The organism is Streptomyces sp. NPDC048288, assembly GCF_043201555.1.
In the GTDB taxonomy this organism is placed as follows: Bacteria; Actinomycetota; Actinomycetes; order Streptomycetales; family Streptomycetaceae; genus Streptomyces.
In genome coordinates, this window is the sequence record NZ_JBICZD010000018.1 from 120,259 (window position 1) to 141,554 (window position 21,296).

A 21,296-nucleotide genomic window follows, 5' to 3' on the forward strand; every position below is an offset into this window, starting at 1 on the left:
GCACATCGTCCGCCGTCACGGTGGTCATCTCCGGTCGTGTAGACCGCTCGACCCTCCTGACCGGGTGCGGGGCGGATCTGTGGCAAGGGGCGGCGGCCGGCCGTACCCCGGTACCCGGAGGCCCGGCGCGGTGTCACAACAACCGTCCCCGTGCTGTCTAGGTGTGATGAGCACGGTGGCACACATCTCCGTCCGCCGCCGTCTCCGACGCACGCCCAGCGGGGTCAACGGCCCCCCGACGGAAGAGATCCAGATGAGAGTCGTCGTCGCAGGTGCCACCGGTCGGATCGGGTCAAGGGCCGTCGCCGGGCTCCGGGACCATGGGGTGGAGGTCGTGCCGGTCTCCCGTGCAGAAGGGGTCGATGTCACCACCGGGCGAGGGCTCGACCAGGCGCTGCGCGCCGCCGACGTGGTGGTGGACGTCACCGACGCACCCTCGCGGGACCCGGAGGCCGGCACGGAGTTCTTCACCGCCGGGACGGTCAACCTCCTCAAGGCCGCCACCGCGGCGGGCGTGGAGCACTACGTGGCGCTGTCGGTGGTGGGCGCCGACCGGATCGGCTCGGGGTACTTCCGGGCCAAGGCGGCGCAGGAGGATCTGGTGCGGCACAGCACCGTTCCGTACTCCCTCGTGCGCGCCACCCCGTTCCACGAGTCCGTGGAGGCCGTCGCGACCGCGGGGACCCGGACCGACGGCGTGCGTGTGCCACCGCTGCTGCTGCGGCCGGTCTCGACGGACGACGTCGCCGCGGCGCTCGCCCATGTCGCGGTGGGCCTGCCGCTGTTCGGCGTGCTGGAGGCGGCCGGGCCCGAAGAGCTCCGGCTCGAAGAAGCGACCTCCGAGCTGCTGACCACGCTGGGCCGCCCCGGCCCGGTGATCGCCGACGCGCGGGCCCCGTTCTTCGGCGCGGTGCTTGAGGAGCGCGCGCTCCTTCCGGGGCCGAACGCCCACTCCGGCCCTCACACGTTCACCCAGTGGCTCAGGAGCCGCTGACTCCACCGGACGGCGGCGCGTCGCCGCCCGTCCCTCCTCACCAGCCGGGCCGCCGCGACGCCGCAGCGGCCTCGCCGACATCCACGCCGTGACAGGAAGGCCGCCATGAGAGAACCGTCCCGGCCCACTGAGTCCCCCGCGCTCAGTGAGCTCGACCAGCTACCCGACCGTGACCGCGAGGAGACCGCCGAGTGGCAGGCCTCCCTCGACGCCGTCGTGCGGAACGCCGGGCCGGAACGGGCGGTGTACCTGATGCGGCGGGTGCACGAGTTCGCCGCGAAGTCCGGCACGTCCCTGCCCGGGCTGCTGTCCTCGGACTACGTCAACACCGTTCCGGCCGCCGCGCAGCCGGAGTTCGACGGTGACCTGGAGATGGAGTCCAGGATCACCGCGCTCAACCGGTGGAACGCGGCGGCGATGGTCACCCGTGGTGCGCGGCTGGGGCTGGGCGGCCACATCTCCACCTACGCCTCGGCGGCCTGGCTCTACGAGATCGGGTTCAACCACTTCTTCCGGGGCAAGGACGGTGACGGCTCGGGCGACCAGCTCTTCCTCCAGGGGCACGCCTCCCCGGGCATCTACGCGCGGGTGTTCCTCGAAGGGCGGCTGAGCAGGGATCAGCTGGACGCCTTCCGGCGGGAGGCCGGCGGTCACGGCCTGCCGTCCTACCCGCACCCCCGGCGGCTGCCGTGGCTGTGGGAGTTCCCGACGGTCTCCATGGGACTGGGCCCGCTCGGCGCCGTCTACCAGGCCCGCTTCAACCGCTATCTGCGGGCCCGGGGCATCAAGGACACCTCCGCCTCGCGGGTGTGGGCGTTCCTCGGCGACGGGGAGACGGACGAACCGGAGTCCCTGGCCGCGCTGTCACTGGCCGCCCGCGAGGGCCTGGACAACCTGACCTTCGTCGTCAACTGCAATCTGCAGCGCCTGGACGGGCCGGTACGGTCCAACTCGAAGATCGTCCAGGAGCTGGAGGCCCGGTTCCGCGGCGCGGGCTGGAACGTGGTCAAGACCCTGTGGGGCGAGGCCTGGGACCCCCTGCTGGGGCAGGACACCACCGGTCGGCTGGTGCGCCGCCTGGGCGAGGTGCCCGACGCGCAGTTGCAGACCCTGGCCGCGCGGGACGCCGCCTACATACGCAAGAGCTTCTTCACGGGTGACGCCCTGTCGGCCCTCTCCGCCTCCCTGAGCGACGCGCAGGTGGTCGAGCTGTTCGAGAACTCGCGGGGCGGACACGAGCCGTTGAAGGTGTACGCCGCCTACCGGGCCGCGGTGGAGCACCGGGGCGCGCCGACGGTGGTCCTCGCCCAGACGGTCAAGGGGCACACTCTGGGCCCCTCCTTCGAGTCCCGCAACGCGAATCACCAGATGAAGAAACTGACGATGGATCAGTTCCGGGCGATGCGGGACCTGTTGGAGCTTCCCATCCCCGACGGCGCGCTCGCCGGCGATCAGGTCCCGTACTGGCACCCGGGCGAGAACGCGCCCGAAGTCCGGTACCTGCGTGAGCGCCGGGCCGCCCTGGGCGGTCCCGCTCCGCTGCGGCGGGTGATCGCCACACCGCTGCCCGAGCCGCCCGCGAAGCCCTTCGAGGCGCTGGAGCGGGGTTCCGGCCACCAGGAGGTCGCCACCACGATGGCACTGGTCCGGCTCGTCAAGGACCTGATGCGCGACGGGCGAAGCGGCGCGCGCTGGGTGCCGATCATCCCCGACGAGGCCCGTACGTTCGGCATGGAGTCGATGTTCCCCACGGCCGGCATCTACTCGCCGCTCGGCCAGAACTACGATCCGGTCGACGCGGACCAGTTGCTCCACTACAAGGAGAGCACCACCGGGCAGCTGCTCATCGAGGGCATCACGGAGGCCGGTTCCGTGGCCGAGTTCACCGCCGCGGCGACCTCGTACGCCACGCACGGCGAGCCGATGATCCCCTTCTACATCTTCTACGCCATGTTCGGTTTCCAGCGCACCGGCGACCAGTTCTGGGCGCTCGGCGACCAGATGGGGCGCGGCTTCGTGGTCGGCGGCACCGCCGGACGCACCACCATGACCGGTGAGGGACTCCAGCACGGGGACGGGCACTCGCACCTGCTGGCCGCCACCAATCCGGCGGCGATCAGCTACGACCCGGCCTTCGCCTTCGAGATCTCGGTGATCGTGCGGGACGGTCTGCGCCGGATGTACGGCGATCGGCCGGAGAACGTCTTCTACTACCTGACCGTCTACAACGAGCCCAAGCACCAGCCGGCCATGCCGGCGGCCCCGGGCGTCGAGGAGGGCATCGTCCGGGGCATCCACCGGTTCCGGCCCGCCGATCCCGCCGCGGCCGGACCCCGGCTGCAGCTCCTGTCGTCCGGTACGGCGGTGCACTGGGCGCTCAGCGCGCAGGAACTCCTCGCCGCCGACTGGAACGTGCACGCCGACGTCTGGTCGGTGACGTCCTGGACGGAACTGCGCCGCGACGCGATGCGCGCCGACGACGCCCGGATGCGCGGCGAGGAGCGCACGCCGTTCGTCACCCGGGCCCTCGCCGGCGCGCCGGGGCCGGTGCTGGCCGTCAGCGACTGGATGCGGCAGGTGCCCGACCAGATCAGCCAGTGGGTCGAGCAGGACTACTACTCCCTGGGCACCGACGGATTCGGTCTGTCCGACACCCGTGAGGCGGTGCGCCGCTACTTCCGGGTGGACGCCGAGTCGATCGTGGTGACCGCCCTGGACCGGCTGGCCCGGGCCGGGCAGATCCCCCGGGCGACCGTCACCCGGGCCCGCGCACGCTACGGCCTCGACCGGTGACTGGTGAGCGGTGACCGGTGACCGGTGACTGGTGACTGGTGACTGGTGACTGGTGACACGACGGGTCCGGCCTCCGGCCTGACACGGGCGACGACATCGTGTTGAACGGCGGCCGCGCTGAGCGCGGCCGCCGACCCGGTCGACTCACCCGCGCCCGGTGCGGAAGAAGCCTCGCCGTCGGCCGGCGGGCAGCGCGGTTGCCAGGTCGGGGACATGGACCCAGGCGGTGACCGTGCCGTACTCCTCACTGCGGTGCACGGGGACAGGCGCGTGGCGCAGGATGGCGTCCATCCGTTCGTCGCCGGACAGGACCAGGCCGTAGAGCGTCGCCCAGCCGCCGGTGAGCGCGTGGCGGCCCAGGTGGCGCAGCAGGCGGGTCCCCAGTCCATGTCCCTGCCAGGCGTCCTCGACGAGGAGCGCGGCCTCCACGGCCGAGTGGTCCGGCATCAGGTGCCCCACGGCGACGATGCGCCCGGTGGTGTCCCGGGCGGCCAGATGGACCGACCCGGGGCGGGCCAGCAGGGTGGGCAGATACGTCCGGGGGTCGGCCATCGCCCGGTGGTAGCGGCTCCACAGCGTCTGGGTCGAACAGCGGCGATGCATGGCCACCGCCCGGGCGAGGTCGCCGGGGCCTATCAGGATGATCCGCGGTTCGCGGCGCATGGTTCGTCCTTGCACGGCCGGCCCGGCGCGGAACGTGCACGGGCGGACCGGCGGTCGACGGGGCGGGGTTCGCACATCTGACCGGCCACGCGGGCGGGGTGTGACACCACGGATGAACCGCGGCAGAGGCAGGACCGGGCCTGGCCACCAACCGGTTGTCCGTGACCTGACCCGCCCCCGCCCCCCGGCCCCCCGGGCGCCGATCGCGGGAGTCAGCGCGCCGAGCGGGCGGCGTCCTCGATGACGTCGGTGACCTTCCCGGGCCGGGAGACGCTCACCGCGTGGGACGATCGCACCTCCGTGACGTGGGCGTGGGCGCGCTCCGCCATGAACTCCTGAGCCCTGCGCGGGATGTTGAGGTCCTGGGTGGCGACGAGGGCCCAGGACGGGATGGTCTTCCAGGCCGGCTCGGCCGCTCCCTCGGCCAGGGCGGCGTTGGTGACCGGTCGCTGGGTGACGGCCATCAGGTCGGTCCGGTCACGGGGCACGTCCGCGGCGAACTGGTGCCGGAACTTGTCGTTCTGGATGTAGAGGTCGGTGCCCTGGGAGCCGTCGGCGTTCGTGAACGGCACGGAGCGCAGGGCATCGCCGAGCGTGCTGCCCGGGAACTTCCCCGACAGGCCGATCGCGCTCTCGCCCTTTTCGGGAAGGAAGGCGGCGAGGTAGACAAGTGCCTTGACGTTCTTGTCGCCGGTGGCGGCATTGCTGATCACCGAGCCGCCGTAGGAGTGGCCGGCCAGGACGACGGGGCCGTCGATGCCGGCCAGGACGTCCTTGAGGTACGCGGAGTCGCCGCTCAGGGAGCGCAGCGGGTTGGCGACGGCGACCACCGGATAACCGTCTTGCCGGAGCATGCTTATGACGCCGTTCCAGCTCGTGGCGTCGGCGAACGCACCGTGGACCAGCACGACGGTCGGCTTGGGACCCTGTGGGGAGGCGCCCTTGTCGGCGGAGGCCGGGGCGACCGTGGTGACGAGCAGGCCCGCGGCGACGGTGGCGCCGGCCAGCACGGTGAGGGAGGTGCGGACCCGGCTGATGCGGGAGGTGCGGTTCATGTCGAGTGCCTTTCGGGAAGGTGGGGAGGACTGCGGTTCGGGTGCGGTACGCCCTGTTCAGGACCGGTGCCCGCCGCTGATCTCCTGGTGTTCGGCGGCGGTGGGCTTGGGGATCTGCGTGCCGGGGCCGTAGAGGGCGCGGCTGAGCCCGACGCGCAGGCGCCGTCCGAGGCGGCTGGGCAGGGCGCCGTCCAAGTCCCCCGCCGGCGCGGCCTCCAGGGGCCGGTACTGCTCGTGCGCGGTCAGGGTGTGCAGTTGCGCCTGGCTGAGCGGTTCATGGATCTCGACGTACTCGCCGTGCGGAAGCCGCTTGATGATGCCGCTCTCGCGTCCGTGCAGCACCTTGTCGCGGTCGCGCAGTTGCAGACCCAGTGCGACGCGTTTGGTGACGAGGAAGGCCAGCACCGGCACGACGAACAAGCCGATCCGCGCCGCCCAGGTGACGGCGTTGACAGAGACGTCCAGCCGGGTGGCGATCACGTCGTTGGCGGCGGCGACGAGGGCCACGGCGTAGACACTGAGCCAAGCCACGCCCAGAGCGGTCCGTACCGGACGGTTGCGGGGGCGGTCCAGGAGGTGGTGCTCATGGTCGTCGTCCGTGACCCAGGCCTCGATGAAGGGGTAGGCGCCCATGGCCAGGAAGAGCAGCACCCCGGTCAGCAGGGGCAGGATGTTGTCCAGGGCCAGGGTGTGGCCCCAGAAGTCGATCTCCCAGCCGGGCATGATGCGCAGGAAGCCGTCGTCGACGCCCATGTACCAGTCGGGCTGGGAGTCGGCGGAGACCTGGTCGGGGCGGAAGGGCCCGTATTTCCACACGGGATTGATCTGCGCGACGGCGGCCATGACGAAGATCACGCCGGAGACGAGGAAGAAGTAGGCGCCGGCCTTGACCGCGTACACCCGGAGCGGGATGCCGACGACGTTCCTGTCGGTGCGGCCCGGTCCGGCGTACTGGGTGTGCCGGTGGCGTAGGGCCAGGGCCAGGTGGCCGGCGATCAGGGCGACCATCAGTCCGGGGATGACCAGCACGTGGATGGTGTTGAAGCGGGCGATCAGGTCGTCGCCCGGGAACTCGCCGCCGAAGAGGAAGAACGACAGGTAGGTCCCGACGACCGGGATCGAGAGGACGGTGCCGTTCACGACCTGGAGGCCGGTTCCGGACAGCAGGTCGTCGGGCAGGTCGTAGCCGGTCAGCCCCCCGAACATGGCGAGGATGAGCAGCAGGAACCCGAATATCCAGTTCAGCTCTCGTGGCTTGCGGAACGCGCCGGTGAAGAAGACCCGGAGCATGTGCGCGAACACGGCGGCGACGAAGACAAGTGCCGCCCAGTGGTGGGCCTGACGGACCAGGAGACCGCCGCGCACGTCGAAGGAGATGTGCAGGGTCGAGTCGAATGCCTCCGACACCCACAGGCCCCGCAGCGGTGTGTAGCCGCCCTGGTAGACCACGGGGTCGGACGAGGGATGGAAGTAGAAGCTCAGGTAGGCCCCTGTGATCAGCAGGACGACGAAACTGTAGAGCGCGATCTCGCCGAGCATGAACGACCAGTGGTCGGGGAAGACCAGGCGCCGGGCGGAGCGCACCAGCCGGCGGTGGCCGAGTCGGCCGTCCGCCCATTGCGCGAGCCGCTCCCCCGTGTGTCTCTGCTCCGTGTGGCTCTGCTCCGGTTCGACCGCCCGACTGTCGTTGCCCATCTCTCCACCATTCGTCTCTGCGTCACCCGAAGCCCGCACCCTCCGCCGGCACCGCGGTCCCGGGCTCCGCCGTGGGGTCCGCGACACGGGCATCCCGCGCGGGCCTCCGGTCGCCGTGCGGCCATGCGGCCATGCGGCCATGCGGCCATGCGGCCATGCGGCACAGCGGAACCGACTCGTCCGCGGCTGTGCTGTTCGGGCATGATTCGTGAACTGCCGTCCGAGTCATGACCGGTGAGGCGGGTCAGGTGTGACACGGGACGTCCGGATGCCGTGCCATCGAGGTGGCAGCGGCGGGCCGTCGAGTGCGGCCCCCAGCCGCCCGGTCCGACGCGCGGACCGGAGCCGGAACACCGACCGCTGTCACACGCACGGTCCGCGTGCTGTCTTGCTGGACATGCACCCTGTCATCGCGAGAGCGCCGACCGCCGGAGCGGAGGCGGACTCCTACGCCGTCACGGCGGAGTTCTACGACATCCTCCAGGCCGCCGAGGACGAGAGGCGGGTACGGCACCTCTACGGCCGGTCCGTCGCGAAGGCCCGCCTCGGTGTGCTGGACATCGGGGCCGGTACCGGTCGCGTCACCCTCATGAGCCTGGCCGAGTCCCGGGCCGCTGTGCACGCCGTCGAGCCGGCCCGGGCCATGCGCTCGTCCTTGATGACACGTCTCTCCGCCCTGCCCGCACGGCAGCGGGAGCGGGTGACCGTGCACCCGCACGCCCTCAACGAGGCGCCCCTGTACGCGGTCGCGGACGTGGCCGTCTGCCACAACACGGTCGCCTGTCTCTCGCCGGCCGCGCGCCACGCGCTCTGGCCCGCGATCGGCGCGGCCCTCGCCCCCGGCGGCACGCTGTTCCTGCACCTGCCGCCGGCCCGGCTGCCGACCCGGAACGTCCTGCGCGTCCTGCCCCGGCAGCGGGTCGGAGCGCACACGTACGGCGGGCGCATGGTGATGTCGAGGGCCGGGGACCGCATCCGCACCTGCGTCGACTACTGGGTCCGGAGTGTCGAAGGCGTGCTGCGGGAGCACACCGAGACGTTCTGGATGTGGCCCGCGTCGCGTTCCGCGCTCCTCGGCGACCTCGAACAGCACGGATTCGTGCCGTTGCCGGGGCACGACGACCCCGAGGTCCTGGCGGTCGCCCTCCATGCCCCGGCACGGCCCACTGTGTGTCCTCGCGACCTGCGACCGGAGTCGTCATGACAGGTTCGACCCGGCGGCAGGCTCCCGCTAATGCGGCATGACCAGCATCACGGCCGTCCCCAGCGCCATCGCTCCGTCGCGCAGATGGCCGTACGGGTCCGTCGCGGCGACGCGGTGCGCGGTGTCCGTGGCGGACCGGAGCGCGGGCATGGGACGGGTCAAGGACCGGATGGCGCAGGCGAGGAGATACGCCGTCAGCAGGCCGGTGACGACGGCGGCCGGTGCCGGGGTGCCGGCGGCACGGCCGGCCGCCGCGATGTGGTGCGCGACCGGGGTCCCGTGCGGGAGGGCGTCCCCGCCGTGGCGGGTGTGCGGCATCCAGGCCATGGCCGCCATGCCGGCCGCGGGTGGCAGCCGGTCGGCGATCGCGGCCACGGTGTCCGCCGTGCGCTGGTGGAGGGCGGTCAGCGGGAACCACAGGGCCGCGGCCGCGAAGAGGACGGTCAGGGCCCGACCGGACGGCGGTCGGACGGGGTTCCAGGGCATCGCCGCCATCGCCGCGGCCATGGCGAAGTGCAGGAGGTGGTCCACCCGGTCGCGGCGGCCCGTCCCGGGTGACCGGACGGCGTGCAGGAGTGCGTGCGACGCGGCCACGGCGAAGAGCGCCGTCAGCATGCCGTTCACGACGTCGGCTGGGGTGTCCATGGGGCGGATCAGACGGTGTGTCCGGGAGCGGTGCGATCATGTACTGGCGTCTCGTCCGACACTGTGTGCGCCTTCCCTGGTCCCCGACGGTTCACCCTCCTGACCGGACGCACGGCTGATTCGTGACAGGGTGTGCCACCGGACAGGCGGCAGGCACCATCGTGTCATCGGCCCCTTGTAACATGATGTGCACGAAGCCAGAAGGGACGATCCATGCAGGCTGGCGCCCACCCCGGCAACCTTGATCAGGCGACGAAGGACTTCCTGTCGGCGCGTTCGCAGCTTTTCGGCATCGCGTACCGTCTCCTGGGCAGTGCGGTGGAGGCCGAGGACATCGTGCAGGAGACCTGGCTGCGGTGGCAGAACACGGACCGCGCGAAGGTGCACGAACCCGCCGCCTTCCTGACCACGGTCGCCACCCGGCTGGCGATCAACCTGGCCCAGTCCGCGCGGGTCCGGCGGGAGTCCTATGTGGGCCCCTGGCTGCCCGAGCCCGTCGACACCGCGCAGGATCCGCAGCTGGGCGCGGAGCGGGCCGAGGCCCTGGAGATGGCGGTTCTGATGCTTCTGGAGAAGCTGAATCCCGTGGAGCGCACCGCCTACGTCCTGCGCGAGGCGTTCGACTATCCCTACGGGCGGGTCGCGGAGATCCTGGAGACGACCGAGGCCAACGCCCGTCAGCTGGTCAGCCGCGGACGCAGGCACCTGGCCGCCGAGCGCAGGGAGCGCGTCGCCCCGGCAGCCCACCGGCGGCTGCTGGAGGTGTTCCTCGCCGCGGCGCGGACGGGTGATCTGGCGGTACTGGAGGATGTCCTCGCCGCCGACGTCGTCAGCTACTCGGACGGTGGCGGCGTCCGCGGCGCGTCCAGGATCCCGGTGGTCGGCCGGCGTCATGTCGCCCAGTACCTCGTGGCCTTCGCTCCCCGCTTCTGGCCGCAGACGGAGGTCCGGTGGGTCGAGGCGAACGCCCGGCCGGCCGTGCTGGTCTCCTCCGGTGGAGCGCCCGTCGCCCTGCTGTCCGTCGATGTCTCGGCGGACGGCATCGACCGGATCATGTGGGTGATGAACCCGGCCAAGCTGTCGCCCTATGTGGCCGCGCTGAGCGGCTGACCTGCCCGGGCGGCCTGGGGGCGGCGCCGGGTGGACGTCACAGGAACGGTTACTCGCCGGTCATTGAGTAGTCCGGTCCGGCCCGCACGAGAGACCGTCCCGGGCCGCGCGGGGCGCACCACGGTCATGTCCGTCGTCGCCCTCCGCGTCCAAGGCCCCCGCATACGCGCTCCCGGACCTGTGCCGGGACGCCGTACCACGACGACATCGGAGTCATGCCGTGACCGAGCGGATCCAGTTGCCCACCCTGTCGACCGAGAAGGACTACGACGGGGACGAGTTCTCGCCCATCTACACGACCACCGTGACGGTCCACGGCGGTGTCGCCTCGCACGGGCGGGCCTCCGGACGGGCACGCTCGTCCGACGGCGCCCTGGACCTCGATCTGCGGATGCCGGCCGAACTGGGCGGGGACGGCCAGGGAACCAATCCCGAGCAGCTCTTCGCGGCCGGCTTCGCGGCGTGCTTCCACGGCGCGCTGAGCCTGCTGGCCCGGCGGGAGGCACTCGACCCCGCGGCCATCTCGGTCGTGGCGACCGTCGCCTTCGGACGGGATCCCGAGGACGGCGGCTACGTGCTGCGCGTCGGCCTGGTGGTGCGCTGGCCCGGCGTCGCCCGGGAGACGGCCACCGGACTGATGGAGGAGGCCGACACGCTGTGTCCCTACGCGCGCATGGCCTGGAGGGGCACGCCGACAACCATCACCCTCGATTCCTGACCGGCACGTCCGTCCGGCCACGGATGGCGGGTCCGGCCGGTCAGGACGGGAACCACAGGTCCGCGTCGGCGGCTTCCTCCTTGCCGACGGTGAAGGCGGAGATCTCCTTCTTGTGCGGGCTCTGCGGGGCCATGGCGGCGACCAGGGGATGGTCACGGGGCGGGTCACACCGTTGGTTCAGCCCCGAGGGGGCGGCGGAGAAGAACTCCGCGTTGACGGACCGGAAGTGCGCCCAGTGCCGCGGCAGGTCGTCCTCGTGGAAGATGGCCTCCACGGGGCAGACGGGCTCACAGGCATGGCAGTCGACGCACTCCTCGGGGTTGATGTAGAGCGTGCGCGAGCCCTCGTAGATGCAGTCCACGGGGCATTCGGTCACACACGCCCGGTCCTTGATGTCGACGCAGGGCTGCGCGATGACGTAGGTCATCCCTCTTCTCCTTCTCGCCGTCGCACACTTCACGGCCGGCTCCCGCGGCCGTCGGGCTCGTCGCTATGACCGTCGATGCCGTCATGTTGTGACACCCGCACACTCCCGAGCGGGCGGTGCCGGTGTCACAGACCGCCGCCCGGCCCGGTCCTAGCAGGTGAACACCCACAGCGACGGGAGCAATCGTGCCTATCACCGAACAACGTCTGTCCACCACGGTGCTGGTGATCGGTACCGGCGGGTCCGGCCTGCGGGCGGCGATCGAACTGGCCGAGGCCGGCGTCGACGTGATCGCCGTCGGCAAGCGCCCCAAGGCGGACACGCACACCTCACTGGCCGCCGGCGGGATCAACGCGGCCCTGGCCACCATGGATCCCGAGGACAGTTGGCAGCAGCACGCCGCGGACACCCTCAAGGAGAGTTACCTGCTCGGCGACCCCCGTACGGCCGAGATCGTCACTCAGGGCGCCGCCCTGGGCATCGACGACCTGGAGCGTTACGGCATGGCCTTCGCCCGCGAGGAGGACGGCCGGATCTCGCAGCGCTTCTTCGGCGCCCACAAGTTCCGCCGTACCGCGTTCGCCGGCGACTACACCGGCCTGGAGATCCAGCGCACCCTCATCCGGCGCGCGAGCCAGCTGGACATACCCGTGCTCGACAGTCTGTACATCACCCGCCTGCTGGTCCACGACGGAGCCGTCTTCGGGGCCTACGGCTTCGACCTCGGCAACGGCACCCGTCACCTGGTCCACGCGGACGCCGTCATCCTCGCCGCCGGCGGGCACACCCGCATCTGGCGCCGCACCTCCTCGCGCCGGGACGAGAACACCGGAGACTCCTTCCGCCTGGCGGTCGAGGCGGGGGCCCGGCTGCGCGACCCCGAACTGGTCCAGTTCCACCCCTCCGGCATCACCGAACCGGAGAACGCCGCCGGCACCCTGGTCAGCGAGGCCGCCCGCGGCGAGGGCGGGATCCTGCGCAACGCCCTCGGCGAGCGGTACATGAGCCGCTACGACCCGCAGCGCATGGAACTGTCCACCCGCGACCGCGTGGCCCTCGCCTCCTACACCGAGATCAAGGAAGGCCGCGGCACCCCCAACGGCGGGGTCTGGCTCGACGTCTCCCACCTCCCCCGCCAGACGATCATGAACCGGCTGCCCCGGGTCTACCAGACGCTCCTCGAACTGCAGATGCTCGACATCACCCGCGACCCCATCGAGGTCGCGCCCACGGCGCACTACTCGATGGGCGGCGTCTGGGTCCGCCCCGAGGACCACAGCACCGACGTCCGCGGCCTGTACGCCATCGGCGAGGCCGCCAGCGGCCTGCACGGCGCCAACCGCCTCGGTGGCAACAGCCTCATCGAACTCCTCGTCTACGGCCGCATCACCGGCCAGGCGGCCGCCGCCTACTCGGAGGCACTGACCGCGCAGCCCCGGTCCGCGGCCGCCGTCGCCCAGGCCCGTGCCGAGGTCGACGAACTGCTCGCCGCCGACGGACCGGAGAACGTCCGCGCCCTTCAGCGCGCCATCCGCAACACCATGACCGAACACGCCGGGGTCGTCCGTGACGAGCAGGGTCTGCGCGCCGGGCTGGCGGAACTGGACACCATCGAGAAGCGCATGGAGAACGTCGGAGTCCACCCCGACATCGCCGGTTTCCAGGACCTCGCCCACGCCTTCGACCTCAAGTCGGCGGCGCTGGCCGCCCGCGCCACTCTCGAAGCCGCGCTGGAACGCCGGGAAACCCGCGGTTGTCACAACCGCAGCGATTTCCCCGACATGGACCCCGCCTTCCGCGTCAACCTCGTCTGGTCCCCGACCACCGGAATCACCCACGAGGGCATTCCGCCCATCGCCGCCGAGATCGCGTCCCTCATGGCAGACGTCTCCACCGAAGGAAAGCTCGTCGAATAGCCGTCCTCACACCGAAAGGATTCCCAGCCGATCCGCAAGGACCGGGCCGTGGGGGCCTGTCGTCGCCACCGCGGCACGACAGGCCCCTTCCCGACGCCGACCGGCATCTACACCGTCGCCCCCGGTGCACAGCACGCTCGCGGGCAGTCTGCGCGTCAAGGACATCGAGGGCACGGCGGCCCGACGGGAGGCCGATGCGGGTGGGCGGGGTGGTTCCGGTTCCCCGGTCACCCCGCTCTCAGGCGGCGGTCTCCGTCGCCGCCGCGCGCTCCGCGCGCCGGCTCATGGCGCGGCGCTCCCCCTCCGTCGTACCGCCCCAGATCCCGTCGATCGGACCCGCGTCGACGGCCCACGCCAAGCACTTCTCCATGACGGGGCATTGACGGCAGACGGCCTTCGCCGCGTCCGTCTGTATCGCTACCGGACCGCTGCTGACGCTGCCTATCGGGAAGAAAAGGTCAGGGTCTTCGCGCAGGCACAGGCCCCGTACGCGCCAGTCCATGGAACACCTCCTGGTCGGCAATACGTCACCGCTGCTCACTTCAAAGACCGAACGGCCGGCGTGTATGTGACATCGGGCAGGTGCCGATCCGGCAAGAAATCCATCGGGAAACTGTCACGAAGAGCCTGCGCCGCCGGTCACTTGGAGCGGAGGTGATCGCGGCATCCCGTCAGAACCGTCAGCGCGCCGGCCCGCGGTGCCGCGGTCCGCGCCGGACGGCCGGATGGTCGCCTCCGTGCATACACCGGTAACAGAGGAACGGAGACCAAAGGATCATGTATCCAGAGGCGCCCCCTGTGGAAGGCGACTTGAGCGAGGCCGTTTCCGTCTTCGTGGAGCTCCGGCCACGTCTGTTCGGAATCGCCTATCGCGTGCTGGGCAGTGCGGCGGAGGCCGAGGACGTCGTCCAGGAGGTGTGGCTGCGCTGGCAGAGAACCGACCGTGCCGTCGTGGTCAGCCCCGTGGCGTTCCTGTCGAGTACCACCACGCGGCTGGCCATCAACGTGGCTCAGTCGGCCCGGGTCCGCCGCGAGACCTACATCGGTCCGTGGTTGCCCGAGCCCGTCGACACCAGCCATGACCCGGTGGTCGGCGCCGAACGGGCCGAGGCACTGGAACTCGCCCTGCTCCTGGTGCTGGAGAAGCTCCCCCCGGTCGAGCGCGCCGCATACGTCCTGCGCGAGGCCTTCGACTACGCCTACCCGGAGATCGCGCGCATCCTGCGGCTCAGCCCCGTCAACGTGCGGAAGATCGTGAGCCGGGCGCGCAAACACCTCGCCGACGAGCAGCGGGACAGCGTCGACGCCGCCGAGCACCGCAGACTCCTCCATGCCTTCGTCGCCGCTGCCCGGCAGGGGGACGTCGCCTCACTGGAGGCGCTGCTCACGCCGGACGCGGTCAGTCTGTCCGACGGGAACGGCATCCGGGGAGCGGCCCGGGTCCCCGTCCTGGGCCGTACCCGGGTGGCGAACCTGTCGACCGCCTATCCGCGGTTCTGGCCGACGGTCGAGGCCGAACCGGTCGAGGCCAACGGGCGGAGCGGAGTCCTGCTCCACCGGGGCGGGCGACCGGCCACCTTCATGACCATCGCGGCCACGTGCCGTGGCATTCACCAGGTGATGTGGGTCTTCAACCCGAGCAAGGTCGCCGCTTTCGTCGACTCCCGCTGCCGTTGCGCGGCTGTCAGTTTCGCCTGAGACGGACTCCTGCTTCGGCAGATCCGGGCATCAGGAACGAGGGCGGTTCCAGGAACGCAGTTTGTCGGGGTTGAGAACGGCCCAGACCCGTACGACACGGGAGCCGGCCACGTCGAGACCGACGACGGCGGCGACCTGGTCGGCGTAGCGGGCGACGAGACCCGTGCGTCCGTTGACCGGGTGGGCGCACAAGGTGGTGCGCGGGTGACGGGCGAGCAGGGTCAGCAGGCTCCGGGCGACCCCTTCACTGCCGATGACCGGCCGGGTCTGCGCGCGGACCTTGCCTCCGCCGTCGAAGAACGCGATGACGTCGCAGGACAGCAGGGAGAGCAGACGGGCGGTGTCCTGATCGGCGCAGGCCTGTCGTACGGAGTGGACGATACGGTCCTGCCGACCTGGTGGTGTCGGCTGTGCACGCCGGGACCGAAGGCCGCGAAGGGCATGGTCCGCCGGCTCGGTGCGTGCGCGCTCGGGGTGATCCGTGGTGCCCGCGACCGTGCCTGCCGCCGCCACCGGAACACCGTCGAGCCGCGCCAGGGAGATTCTCCCCACGGTCTGGGTCAGCCAGGCCCTGGGCGTCCCGATCCGCGCCCGATGGTGATCGGAGAGCCCGTACCACTCCCGGTACGCTTCGTCGGTGACGTGCTCGGCGGCGGCGCGGCTGCCCAGCATCCAGTGAGCGACCTCCAGCAGATGCCGACGCTCGTCCAGCATCTCCGCGATCGACATGGTGTCACCGGCCGGTTCCATACCGCCTCCTCCCCCTGAACAGCCATCGGATCGCTGTCCCGTGACACCGTATCCGTCTTTCGGTGTACGGCACGGTGTCCTCGCCCCAAACACACTTTCCCTCGCGGCTCGTTCGGAACCCTCGGGCACGGAGCGGGAGGAGCGGATTCCTGGGGCTGTCACAGCTCTCCTCGCTGTTCGGTCAAAGCGGTGTCGGCGGCTCGGCGGTGACCGGCCGGGCCCGGAGCGACGGAGGAAGAGCATGAAGGACGAGAGCATGCCCCGGAGCACTGACCGGCGGACCGATCCCGCCGCCGTCACCGCGTCGCTCGCGGCGGAGGCTGCCCTGCTGGAGGGACGTATGAGCGTGCTCCGGGAAGCGATCGACTCGGTGGACGCCCGCATCGACGCGGTCTCCGAGACCCTGAGGCGGCTGCGGCACCCCATGACGGGTGCCACCGACGACGAGGCGTGCTCGGCGTCCGGCCGTCCCTGACGGGTCGCGCGGGCGGATCCGGTGGGGCACCGTGGCAGGCGATCCGTTCCCCCGCCGCCCGCTTCCCTTCTCGACGGGCACGGACCACTGCATATGATGTCCGGGTAGCATCCCCTCGGTGCTGGGCCGAGTGACGGAGCCGGCACATCGTGCGGCCCCGCCGGAACAAGGGGTGAGGACGAGAGGAACACATGGTCCCCGTGACCTCTACGGCTCATAACATCGCGATCACCGCCGAGAGCCTCCAGGAGGACCTGACCCGGCTGGAGGTCCAGAAGCAGGCTCTGGAGCGGGAACTGGCCGCGGTCACCGCTCACCTCGGCTCCGTACAGCGAGCCCTCAGCGCCCTTCAGGCCCTCATGCCCGAGGCCGATTCCGTGGACGCGCCGCCGTCGGTGGAACCCACCCCCGCGCCACGTGTGACACCTGTCGATGACACGACCGAGGGTGCCGACAAGAGCACGGCGACGCCCGGTCACACCGACAGCGGCGACGACGCCGACCACGTGAAGACGTACGGCAAACTCACCGAACAGATCCTGGAGTACTTCGCGCGAGCCGGTGACGTCGACGTCCGTGCCCGCGATGTCGCCTCCGCGCTCGGCCGTGACACCGACAGCGGCAGCATCAACGCGGTACGGAGCACTCTCGACCGTCTGGTCGGCTCCTCCCGCGTCCGCCGTGCCGGCCGCGGTCTCTATCGCGCGGCCAAGTCCTGAAGCCCATGCCGGGCAGCGGGTGTTCGCGGCGGGACACCCGCCGCCCGGCGGTGTCATGGGCGGCCTATCCGGCGGCTACGTCCGTGGGTTCCTCGCTTCGACGTGGGGCGCCGCGGGAGACGAAAGCCTCCCTCGGGTGCTGGACCGCGACGAGAGAGACGATGTCGCGGCCGTAGCAGACGGCAGTGGCCCACACGGCGAACACACGGACTTTGCGCTCCCAACTCGGTACGGCCAGAACGTGGTAGCCCCGGTGCATCAGCCAGGCCGGGAAGCCCTTGATGACCAGGCGCCGGTACTGGAAGATGCCACGGCCCAGCCCCAGGGTGGCCACCACGCCCAGGCTGTGGTGCACATAGTCCTTGGCCGGGCGTCCGCGCAGTGACGCCAGGATGTTCTTGGCCAGGAGCTTGCCCTGGCGGACGGCGTGCTGGGCGTTGGGCACCGTGCGGGCGTCCGGGCGTCCGGCCGCGAGATCCGGCACCGAGGCGTCGTCGCCGGCCGCCCACACGTCCGCCACGACCTCGGTGTCCGTGCCGACCCGGAGATCAGCGCGCACCGTCAGCAGGCCACGTTCGTCGACGGGAAGGTCGGTGTGGTTGTGCACGATCGGGTTGGAGGCGTTGCCCGCCGCCCACACCAGCAGCCCCGACTCGTACTCCTCGCCGTCCGACAGCACGACGCGCCCGCTCGCCGCGGAGACGAGCTGGGTGTTCAGGTGCACGTGCGCACCCCGCTTCTCCAGTGAGCGCACCACCCACTCACCGGGCCGGTCGGTGACCTCGGGCAGGATCCGCCCCCGCGCCTCGACCAGATGGAAGGCCAACTCGTCCGCGCCGATCTCCGGATAGTGCCTGAGCAGCGCGGTGGCCAGGCCCAGCAACTCGCCGAAGCCCTCCACTCCGGAGAAGCCGCCGCCCACGACGGTGACGGTGAGCAGCTTGCGGCGTTCGGGTCCGCGCGGCAGGGTCGCCGCGCGGTCGAACGAGGTGAGCAGCCGGTCACGGATCGCCACGGCCTCCTCGACATGCTTCAGCCCGTACGCCTGGTCGCTCAGCCCGGGGATCGGGAAGGTGCGGGTGACGGCGCCCGCCGTCACCACCAGCAGGTCGTAACTGAGGTCGAAGTCGGGCCCGGTCTCCGGCCGAATCGTGACCGTGTGCGCGCTGTTGCGGATCTCCGTCACCGATCCTGTGATCAGACGGGTGCGGCGCAGGTGCCGCCGGAGCGAGACCGCGGCATGGCGGGCCTCCACCGATCCGGCGACCACCTCGGGCAGGAACGGCTGGTACGTCATGTACGGACGAGGGTCGACCACGGTGACGCGAGCCTCACCGCGCCGCAGTTTCTTCTCCAGGCCCCACGCGGTGTAGAAACCCGCGTAGCCGCCACCCACGATCAAGATCTCGCGCACGGTGTCCTCTGTTCCTCTCGGTTTCACCCCTCTAGACCGGTCGGCATCCCTTGGTGTGACACGGCGTGCGCGCTCCAGTGCCGCTCCAGGATCTCGGCGACCTCCGCGGGCCGTTGGAGGACCGGCCAGTGATTGCAGTCCATCTCGATCACCTCGGAGCCGTGCAGGGAGGCGCCGAGCTTGCGCCCGAACTCGATCTGGCAGGCGGGGTCGAGCGCCCCCCAGAAGACCTGGCACGGCGCCGACACCGCGGACAGCCCCGGCTCCCACTCCGCGCCCATGGTGAGCGCCGACCGGTACAGCCTGAGGATCGCGTCCTTCATCGGCCCGTCCACGCGGCCCGCCATCTCCCTGGCCAGGTCGACGGGTACGTCGAAGCCGGCCGCCAGGTCGGCGGCGAAGGGCTCCGCGCGCAGTTCGGCCATGAAGCGGTCGCCCTCGACCTGGTCCTGCCAGACCTTGGCCAACGGGTGCCAGAGGTATCCGGCGTTGACCGGCCCGTTGCCGCCCGCCCAGGTGCGGACCAGATCAGGACGCAGGCCGGCGACGCGGAGCGTGAGAATGCACCCCCAGTCGTGACCGACCAGGTCCACCGGCTCACCGACCTGCTCCAGGCGGTCGATCAGCCACTCCACGTACTCCTCCTTCGTGCAGCCGAACCCGGCCGGGCGCGCGGCGCCGAACCCGGGCAGGTCCCAGGCCTCCACGTCGGTCCTGGTCAGGTGCTGTCGCACACCGTCCCATACATGGTGAGTGTCAGGTACGCCGTGGATCAGGATCGCAGGCATGGGTGAATTCCTTCATGAGTGGACGGCGCCTCGTGAATGAGAGCGACACCGCATCTTGTCACACTGTTTTCCACACTGTCTGACCGAACGAGGGGGGAGTTGATGTCCGGGCTCGTGGCGGACTGTGCACCGGCCGCGCATCGATGTCACACCACACGTGCGTGTCCGGTCTCCACTGTCGAGGGCACTGCCATCCGATCGCGGTGGTGGCGACGTGGTGCCGGATGAGAGGAAGGACACCACATGGGCCAGGCCGGTGACACGGTACCGATCGCGGAGCTGCTCGACGAGCGTCGGCATCTGCTCAGCGTCGCCCACTGGATGTTGGGCACCGGCCCCGAGGCCGAGGACACGGTCACCGAAACCTACCGGCGCTGGTACAGCCTGACCGACGCCCAGCGAACAGGGATCCCCGAGCCGCGCACCTGGCTCACCAGGGCCACGGGCACCATCTGCCTGGCACACCTGTCACGGCCCGGCCGCCGGCCCGTGCACGCCGGCGAGAGCGACAGCGGCGGCACCACCGGACTCGATCGGGCACTGCCGGAGGACATCAGCGACGTCCTGCTCGATGCCCTGGACACCCTGCCCCCGGTCGAACGCGCGGCTTTCGTCCTCAACGATGTCTTCGCCATGCCCCCGCAGACGGTAGCCGACATCGTGGGACAGACACCGCAGGAATGCGCCGAACTCGCCGACCGCGCCCGCCGCAGCCTGCGCGACAGTCGGGCGCACCCCACCACACCGCGACAGCACGACAGGATCGTCCGCGCCGTCCAGCAGGCTTGTGCCACGACCGACGCCACGCACCTGGCGGCCCTGCTGGCACCCGACGCCACCGCGTTCTTCGACGGCGGCGGCAAAGTCCGCGCCCTGACCCGACCCGTCCACGGCAACCAGCACGTCGCCCACACCCTTCTCACCCTGCTCACCCCCCTCCCCCACACCACGCTGCACCTGCGCTCGGCCAACGGCCGCACCGCGATCGTCGTGGGCCACAACGACCAGGTCGCCGCCGTGATCAGCTTCGACGTCACCGACCACCACGTCACCCACGTCTGGGCCGTCCTCAACCCCGACAAACTCCGCGGCTGGAACCGACTCCACGCGCCTCTGGACGAGCGTGGAACACCGACCGAGGACGGCCCACGCACGCGGTAGCGTCCGGGGCCGGCCTACCGCACGCTGTCATGCCACGAAGTCGACACGTCTCATAACAGTGTGATCACCTGTTGTGTTCTTTCTTGAAGTGGGCCCGCCCCTGACGGATCATCGGAAGATGTGAAGCACTCGCATCAACCTCTGTCACCCGGCACCCACACGATCACTGTCCCGCAGGGAACCGCCGACGTGGAACAGCGTTACCACGTCACCGGCTCGGGCCCGGTATGCGTCGCCCATTCGGGCGGACCGGGGATCGGCTGGGACTACCTGCGCATGCCGGACCTCGAACGCTCGCTGACCATGGTCTACATCGAACCGGTCGGCACAGGCGATTCCGGCCGGCTCCCCGATCCGCACGGCTACACGGTGGCCACGTACACACGTTTCCTGCACGGTGTGGTGGAACATCTGGGGTTGCCGAAGGTCACTCTGCTCGGCCACTCCCATGGCGGGTTCGTCGCCCAGCGGTACGCCCTCGACCACCCCGGACGACTCGCTGCCCTGGTCCTCTACGACACGTCGCCGGTCACCGACGAACCGTTCTGGTCGGCGGCGGTCGCCGCCATGGGGCAGTTCGTGAAGGACCATGTCGGCGACCATCCGGAGGTGGCCGGTTACGTCGACGCCCTCACCACCCCGCTCGACCGGCTGGACGACGAGGGCACCACCGCCGTGCTGCGGACGATGATGCCGGCCTATCTCTTCGACTACTGGGGCAGGGAGGAGGAGTTCGCGCCCGCCCGTCGGTCGCTCCGGATGTACGCGGCTCCCAACCGGGGGCAGGGCCCTCCGTTCGACGTCCGCGCGCTGCTGCCCGCCATCACCGTCCCGGCACTCGTCCTCGCCGGCCGACAGGACTTCATCTGCGGGCCGCGCTGGGCCCGCCTCCTGCACGAGAGCCTGCCTGCTGCCGAGTTGTCGATCCTGGAGCACACCGGACACCTCGCACACATCGAACGGCCCGGACAGTTCAGCGCCTCGGTCCTCGCGTTCCTCCGCGCCCACTCCGTCCTCGGCGGGCCCGCCTGATCCCGGGGCCTGTCCCTCGTACAAGGTGAGAACAGTGGT

20 protein-coding genes are annotated in these 21,296 nt (G+C 70.8%); 11 read left to right on the forward strand and 9 right to left on the reverse strand.

All coding sequences use genetic code 11. The annotated features are described in order from the left end of the window. The first annotated feature begins 253 nt into the window (after positions 1-253). Complete coding sequence (locus ACGFZS_RS44420) at positions 254-994, forward strand: SDR family oxidoreductase (protein WP_393799936.1); 741 nt, start codon at positions 254-256, stop codon at positions 992-994. 105 nt (positions 995-1,099) lie between these two features. Further along, on the forward strand, positions 1,100-3,787 hold the full coding sequence (gene aceE, locus ACGFZS_RS44425; RefSeq protein WP_393799937.1) for a pyruvate dehydrogenase (acetyl-transferring), homodimeric type: 2,688 nt from the start codon (positions 1,100-1,102) through the stop codon (positions 3,785-3,787). Between the two features lie 144 nt (positions 3,788-3,931). Here aceE and ACGFZS_RS44430 read toward each other — a convergent pair whose 3' ends face one another. The 3 genes from ACGFZS_RS44430 to ACGFZS_RS44440 all read right to left on the reverse strand — a co-directional run bounded on the left by ACGFZS_RS44430 (position 3,932) and on the right by ACGFZS_RS44440 (position 7,200). Continuing rightward, positions 3,932-4,450: a GNAT family N-acetyltransferase gene (locus ACGFZS_RS44430; RefSeq protein WP_393799938.1), complete on the reverse strand. Its 519-nt coding sequence runs from the start codon at positions 4,448-4,450 to the stop codon at positions 3,932-3,934. A gap of 212 nt (positions 4,451-4,662) precedes the next feature. Beyond that, positions 4,663-5,505 (reverse strand): alpha/beta fold hydrolase, encoded by an 843-nt coding sequence (locus ACGFZS_RS44435; protein WP_393799939.1) that lies wholly within the window; start codon positions 5,503-5,505, stop codon positions 4,663-4,665. Between the two features lie 57 nt (positions 5,506-5,562). Further along, positions 5,563-7,200 carry a cytochrome bc complex cytochrome b subunit gene (locus ACGFZS_RS44440; RefSeq protein ID WP_393799940.1) on the reverse strand — a complete coding sequence of 546 codons (1,638 nt, stop codon included), beginning with the start codon at positions 7,198-7,200 and terminating at the stop codon, positions 5,563-5,565. A gap of 397 nt (positions 7,201-7,597) precedes the next feature. Between ACGFZS_RS44440 and ACGFZS_RS44445 the strand changes: the two genes are divergently transcribed. Beyond that, complete coding sequence (locus tag ACGFZS_RS44445) at positions 7,598-8,404, forward strand: class I SAM-dependent methyltransferase (RefSeq protein ID WP_393799941.1); 807 nt, start codon at positions 7,598-7,600, stop codon at positions 8,402-8,404. A gap of 27 nt (positions 8,405-8,431) precedes the next feature. On the opposite strand, the gene ACGFZS_RS44450 is transcribed toward ACGFZS_RS44445, so the two are convergent. Beyond that, on the reverse strand, positions 8,432-9,049 hold the full coding sequence (locus ACGFZS_RS44450; RefSeq protein WP_393799942.1) for a DUF5134 domain-containing protein: 618 nt from the start codon (positions 9,047-9,049) through the stop codon (positions 8,432-8,434). 213 nt (positions 9,050-9,262) lie between these two features. On the opposite strand from ACGFZS_RS44450, the gene ACGFZS_RS44455 reads away from it, so the two are divergent. Both ACGFZS_RS44455 and ACGFZS_RS44460 read left to right on the forward strand, forming a co-directional pair. Continuing rightward, positions 9,263-10,159 carry an RNA polymerase sigma-70 factor gene (locus ACGFZS_RS44455; RefSeq protein ID WP_393799943.1) on the forward strand — a complete coding sequence of 299 codons (897 nt, stop codon included), beginning with the start codon at positions 9,263-9,265 and terminating at the stop codon, positions 10,157-10,159. Positions 10,160-10,379: 220 nt separating this feature from the next. After that, positions 10,380-10,877, forward strand: coding sequence for an Ohr family peroxiredoxin (locus ACGFZS_RS44460; protein ID WP_393799944.1), 498 nt, complete (start codon positions 10,380-10,382; stop codon positions 10,875-10,877). A gap of 40 nt (positions 10,878-10,917) precedes the next feature. Here ACGFZS_RS44460 and fdxA read toward each other — a convergent pair whose 3' ends face one another. Continuing rightward, positions 10,918-11,304 carry a ferredoxin gene (gene fdxA, locus ACGFZS_RS44465; RefSeq protein WP_393799945.1) on the reverse strand — a complete coding sequence of 129 codons (387 nt, stop codon included), beginning with the start codon at positions 11,302-11,304 and terminating at the stop codon, positions 10,918-10,920. Between the two features lie 185 nt (positions 11,305-11,489). Here fdxA and ACGFZS_RS44470 point away from each other — a divergent pair, with 185 nt between their 5' ends. Continuing rightward, complete coding sequence (locus ACGFZS_RS44470) at positions 11,490-13,220, forward strand: L-aspartate oxidase (RefSeq protein ID WP_393799946.1); 1,731 nt, start codon at positions 11,490-11,492, stop codon at positions 13,218-13,220. 238 nt (positions 13,221-13,458) lie between these two features. On the opposite strand, the gene ACGFZS_RS44475 is transcribed toward ACGFZS_RS44470, so the two are convergent. After that, entirely contained in the window at positions 13,459-13,722 is a 264-nt protein-coding gene (locus tag ACGFZS_RS44475) for a WhiB family transcriptional regulator (protein ID WP_393799947.1), read from the reverse strand. A 275-nt stretch (positions 13,723-13,997) separates the two neighbouring features. Between ACGFZS_RS44475 and ACGFZS_RS44480 the strand changes: the two genes are divergently transcribed. After that, positions 13,998-14,918 (forward strand): sigma-70 family RNA polymerase sigma factor, encoded by a 921-nt coding sequence (locus tag ACGFZS_RS44480; RefSeq protein ID WP_393799948.1) that lies wholly within the window; start codon positions 13,998-14,000, stop codon positions 14,916-14,918. A gap of 30 nt (positions 14,919-14,948) precedes the next feature. On the opposite strand, the gene ACGFZS_RS44485 is transcribed toward ACGFZS_RS44480, so the two are convergent. After that, complete coding sequence (locus tag ACGFZS_RS44485; RefSeq protein ID WP_393799949.1) at positions 14,949-15,668, reverse strand: RNA polymerase subunit sigma; 720 nt, start codon at positions 15,666-15,668, stop codon at positions 14,949-14,951. 256 nt (positions 15,669-15,924) lie between these two features. Between ACGFZS_RS44485 and ACGFZS_RS44490 the strand changes: the two genes are divergently transcribed. Then, complete coding sequence (locus ACGFZS_RS44490) at positions 15,925-16,143, forward strand: hypothetical protein (RefSeq protein ID WP_393799950.1); 219 nt, start codon at positions 15,925-15,927, stop codon at positions 16,141-16,143. A gap of 191 nt (positions 16,144-16,334) precedes the next feature. After that, positions 16,335-16,862: a hypothetical protein gene (locus ACGFZS_RS44495; RefSeq protein WP_393799951.1), complete on the forward strand. Its 528-nt coding sequence runs from the start codon at positions 16,335-16,337 to the stop codon at positions 16,860-16,862. A 64-nt stretch (positions 16,863-16,926) separates the two neighbouring features. Here the strand turns inward: ACGFZS_RS44495 and ACGFZS_RS44500 are convergent, their stop codons facing one another. Beyond that, on the reverse strand, positions 16,927-18,276 hold the full coding sequence (locus ACGFZS_RS44500) for an NAD(P)/FAD-dependent oxidoreductase (protein WP_393799952.1): 1,350 nt from the start codon (positions 18,274-18,276) through the stop codon (positions 16,927-16,929). A gap of 23 nt (positions 18,277-18,299) precedes the next feature. After that, positions 18,300-19,064: an alpha/beta fold hydrolase gene (locus tag ACGFZS_RS44505; protein WP_393799953.1), complete on the reverse strand. Its 765-nt coding sequence runs from the start codon at positions 19,062-19,064 to the stop codon at positions 18,300-18,302. A 243-nt stretch (positions 19,065-19,307) separates the two neighbouring features. Between ACGFZS_RS44505 and ACGFZS_RS44510 the strand changes: the two genes are divergently transcribed. Together ACGFZS_RS44510 and ACGFZS_RS44515 are read left to right on the forward strand one after the other, a co-directional pair. After that, positions 19,308-20,225 (forward strand): sigma factor, encoded by a 918-nt coding sequence (locus ACGFZS_RS44510; protein WP_393799954.1) that lies wholly within the window; start codon positions 19,308-19,310, stop codon positions 20,223-20,225. A gap of 189 nt (positions 20,226-20,414) precedes the next feature. Further along, a complete protein-coding gene (locus tag ACGFZS_RS44515) occupies positions 20,415-21,257 on the forward strand; it encodes an alpha/beta fold hydrolase (RefSeq protein WP_393799955.1) in 843 nt (280 codons plus the stop codon). The last annotated feature ends 39 nt before the right edge of the window (positions 21,258-21,296 follow it).